Annotated in this window: 3 protein-coding genes and 1 pseudogene; 2 read left to right on the top strand and 2 right to left on the bottom strand. The window is 60.1% G+C overall.

Annotated features, from left to right (window positions below):
• Window positions 1-141: 141 nt before the first annotated feature.
• Window positions 142-1,443 carry an EAL and HDOD domain-containing protein gene (locus AC1DNF_RS35310; RefSeq protein ID WP_478153546.1) on the top strand — a complete coding sequence of 434 codons (1,302 nt, stop codon included), beginning with the start codon at window positions 142-144 and terminating at the stop codon, window positions 1,441-1,443.
• Window positions 1,444-1,793: 350 nt separating this feature from the next.
• Here the strand turns inward: AC1DNF_RS35310 and AC1DNF_RS35305 are convergent, their stop codons facing one another.
• Both AC1DNF_RS35305 and AC1DNF_RS35300 read right to left on the bottom strand, forming a co-directional pair.
• Entirely contained in the window at window positions 1,794-2,096 is a 303-nt protein-coding gene (locus tag AC1DNF_RS35305) for a hypothetical protein (protein WP_478153544.1), read from the bottom strand.
• 190 nt (window positions 2,097-2,286) lie between these two features.
• Window positions 2,287-2,526: an ATP-binding protein gene (locus AC1DNF_RS35300; protein ID WP_478153542.1), complete on the bottom strand. Its 240-nt coding sequence runs from the start codon at window positions 2,524-2,526 to the stop codon at window positions 2,287-2,289.
• Between the two features lie 62 nt (window positions 2,527-2,588).
• On the opposite strand from AC1DNF_RS35300, the pseudogene AC1DNF_RS35295 reads away from it, so the two are divergent.
• Window positions 2,589-2,735 (top strand): annotated as a pseudogene (locus AC1DNF_RS35295) (transposase); the annotation flags it as partial.
• Window positions 2,736-3,835 lie beyond the last annotated feature (1,100 nt).

The raw sequence follows: 3,835 nt of genomic DNA, 5'->3' as shown, positions 1-3,835 counted from the left end.
CCTGTGCAAAGCTGCAGATCACACCCTCGGGTGTTCTGCATGTGGCTCGGCGCACTCGCAGTGCGCAACCCACGGTACTCCTGCAGGAGGCAGACCTTCCATCTCCCATCTACTGTCCGCCTCCTCCGAGGACGGGCCATCATGTCTAGTCCATCCGATGGGGATGCTGTGGTAGATAAATCCGCAGACTCCCGCAACGCAGAGGGCTTTGTGACTTACGCCTTTCTTATAGACCCTCAGAAGCGCGTCATGGGTTATAGGCTCGGATGGCGTACAGATTCAGCAATCAACGAAGCGAATGCGCTCGCCCAGTTCAAGGCGTTGGCGGCGTGTGTGGCTGAGAATCTAAGCGCGAGCAAGGGGGGGTGGCGCCTCGGGCGCGCCGTCCTGTTCCTGGATATTACGGTCGAGTTTCTGGCGTCTAGTGAGCTCCAATTGTTGCCGCCGGAACACGTAGTCCTGTGCATTTCTCCGCACGACCTGATCGATGCGGATGCTCGGCCAATGCTTCTGTTCCGCGGCCAGCAGGGCTACCGATTCATGCTGTGCTGCGCCGAAGCGCTGCCGGATGATCTGGAACTGAACGTACTGATCACCCACTTCGACGTGGGTGCGGGCGACCGGGATTTCGTCGCAAGACTTCAGCGCAACGAGCAGCCGGGCCAGCAGCCGATGCACTTGATTGCCACTCGGCTTGCCACATGGGACGAGTTCAACGCGTGCGCAATGCGTGGCGTGGGTGCCTTCGTCGATGGTGAACTAGCGCATCTGCCGGTAGTCGCGCAACCCGGACACGCCTTTCAGCCCGAATCATTGCTGATTGTGAGAATGATGCAGATGATCCAGCACAACGAAGACTTGCGCGAGATCGAGGCGGCCCTCAAGCAGGATGCCATGCTCACTTATAGGCTGCTGCGCCATATCAACTCGCCGGCGATGGGTGTAGCAGTCGAAATCCACTCTCTGCGCCACGCGGTGACCATGCTCGGCTACTCGCCGCTGTTTCGCTGGCTGTCCCTGCTCCTGGCTACCAGCAACGCCAAGGTCGGCCCGCCCTTCATGATGAAGAAGGCGATCACGCGCGGGCGGTTCGTTGAGTTACTGGGCGCGGGCTTGTTGCCGGCAAGCGAGTCCGACAACCTGTTTGTGGTCGGCATGTTCTCGCTGATTGATCAATTGCTGGGTGTCCCCATCGAGGAGATCCTTAGCAAGGTCCAACTCACAGAGTCGGTTCAGCAGGCGATCTTGAAGCGCGAGGGTGTGTATGGCCCTTTCCTCGCGTTGGTGGAAGCTTGCGAAAGCGAAAGCGAAAGCGAAAGCGATGGCGTACAGGCGGCGCGACTTTCGGAGGCTCTGTTCATGGACGCTCGCCAAGTGAATGCGGCGCATCTTTCGGCCTTGATCTGGGCGCAGGACGTGAGCCCTTCGGGGGTAGCGTACTAGGCATGTCGCGCAAACCGGGGGGCTTTGTCTCACTGATCTGCTTGGTGCGCGAGCTTGAAGGTGGACTTTCCGGGAGCGGCGAATTGCGGGCGCGCTTCCTGCGAAAGTGGCCTATACACCCAGTTGCCGATGACGCTGTCTTGCCTACTGACGCAACGACGCAACCGTCTTGGTAAGAGATGCTATGTGGGACTCTCCTCGAGCGCGGCCCGTTCAGCTAGAAGAGATTTCATCGACTTCTTGGCAGAGGAGATGGAAATGTCGATAACCCAAGCAGCCCCACAACGTGTGGATACGGCGACCCCGGATGAGCTCTATATGAGCTTTGAACTCGGTGATACATCGTGGAGTTAACCGTCAGCGATGGTCGCCGTCGCCCGAGCCGATTCAACGTGGAGGCCGGCGACACGGCCGCAGTTGCGCACTGCATCGGCAAAGCCCGAGAGCGCCGCAAGCTCCCGCCTCAGGGCAGGGTTCATTCCTGCTACGAAGCAGGACGCGATGGCTGATGGCTGCATTGCAGGCTTATCGAGGAGGGTGTCGACAACATCGTGGTTGAGTCTTCCAGCATCGAGGTGAACCGGCACGCCAGGCGGGCCAAAGCCGACCGACTCGACGGCGACAAGCTGTTGGCAATGCTGCTGCGCCAGCATCGCGGTGAGCGGGTGCGTTCGGTGGTGCACGAGCCTACCCCGGAGGACGAGGACGCGCGCCGCGCGCACCGCGAGCTTGCCCCATGTCACCTTCCGGCGTAATAGAGCCACCCATTTCCGGCATATAGGAGCCGGTTGCAACAAGGTTGAAGGGCACCCTGGAAGGTTTCAAGCTTGAGCGGTTTTGGTCTCAGGCAAGACGCTGCCGGATCACCGCGGGCAGTTGGCGCGGGGCGCGGTAGCTCTTGCCGTCGAGCACCAGGCAATTGGCGTTGTGGCGCATGCGATCGAGCGTTGCGCTGGCCAGCGGCTTGTTGGCCGGGAAGGCCTGGTCCCATTCGGTGAGGTCCAGGTTGCTCGTCACGACGGTGGCTGCGCTCTCGTAGCGTTCGGCCTTGGGGGCGAAGCGGTTTGAGGCCGAAGTCGTCAATGATCACATGTGATAAGCGCGCGAGGTTGGCCAGTTTGCGTTCGTAGCCGCCCGTGGCGCACGTGAATCAGCTACGCGCTATTGGGCCCAAAGGCGCCTGGGTATTGGTCAAGGAATTGTTCGGGTGGCGGCGTTTCGCCAACTGGCGCGAGCTGGTTGGCTTCCTCGGGCTGGCACCCACGCCCTATGCCAGCGGCAACAGCCAGATCGGCGCGCCCCCGATGTGGCGGGTCACTGCATATAAGTGACCGTCCAAAGAGATGAGGCGCGTCGGTACCTGGGGTTTGTCAGTGCGCTTCGCTCGCATGCAGCATGGGGTGAAGGATGTTCACATCCTCACGGATAGAAGGTCGTCCGAGCCCTGACGCGGGCCTCCGTGCGTCAAGACGCCCGTGGCATGCCGGCCCGATGTTGGCCGTGAAGGAATCTGGGCTTAAGTTCAGGGCGTGGACGCAGCAAGTGTGGAAGTGACAGTCACAGCGTGAACTTGCCTCGATTTGACGGATAGCAAGAAGTTGTGAGCTTCTGGTCTGCAGCCCCCCAGAAACCGGTCAACGCAAGAATTGACTCAAGCGGCATTTCGGGCTGTTGAACCGACCCGCATCAGGGAAACCGAGATGGACGCTGGCGCAACTATTCGCGTCTCTTGGTAGCCTTGGGAGCTGTCTTCGAATGAGCTCCTGCAGGATCTCCTTGTCCGGCGATGCGTTTCGGACGGGAGCTTCTTGTCCTTGAGCATCTTCATACGCTTAGGTTGGGTCACGCCCAAGTCCCCGACCTTCTTGTTCGATGCCGAGTACGTATGACACCCTAGTCCGGCGACGCACGTCGATGACGAACGTACATGATTCCACCAGCCGCAACGCGCTCGTGATTTGCAGCTTGCTGAATCTCGACCTTCGTCACTTCTCCCCTCGCCAGCCGGCCGAGAAGCCTCCTGGCTTTTAGGGCGTGCGTGAAAGCAGATGAACTTGTACCTACCGGCAACATGTCGAACCATGATTTGGGTGCCTGTTCGGATGGGAAACATAATCTGCCGCAAATGGTTTCTTATCAAGCACGTCATGCTGCAGTGTGGCTACTGTACCAATGTAATCAGCACCTAATGTCGTCATTCGCGGCCTAAAGTACTTCGCATGAATGCCCCGATTCCCTCCAGCCAATTGCGCGCCCTGTTCGACATGTCACCGCACGACCCCGATCCCGTCGAAACCGCCGAGTGGCGCGAGGCCTTCGTCGCGCTGGCCGAGGCGCATGGTCCGGAGCGGGCGCGCTGGATGCTCGACGAACTCGCACGCCTGGCGCGCGA

The organism is Variovorax sp. 01T432, assembly GCF_056398605.1.
Note: the sequence above shows the minus strand (reverse complement) of the source record. Positions and strands in the feature narration are given on the sequence as shown.

What these genes read in the sequence shown, in the direction of transcription:
- AC1DNF_RS35310 (WP_478153546.1), top strand. Translation starts at nt 142, where the DNA reads ATGTCTAGTCCATCCGATGGGGATGCTGTGGTAGATAAATCCGCAGAC.
- AC1DNF_RS35305 (WP_478153544.1), bottom strand. Translation starts at nt 2,096, where the DNA reads ATGCTGGCGCAGCAGCATTGCCAACAGCTTGTCGCCGTCGAGTCGGTC.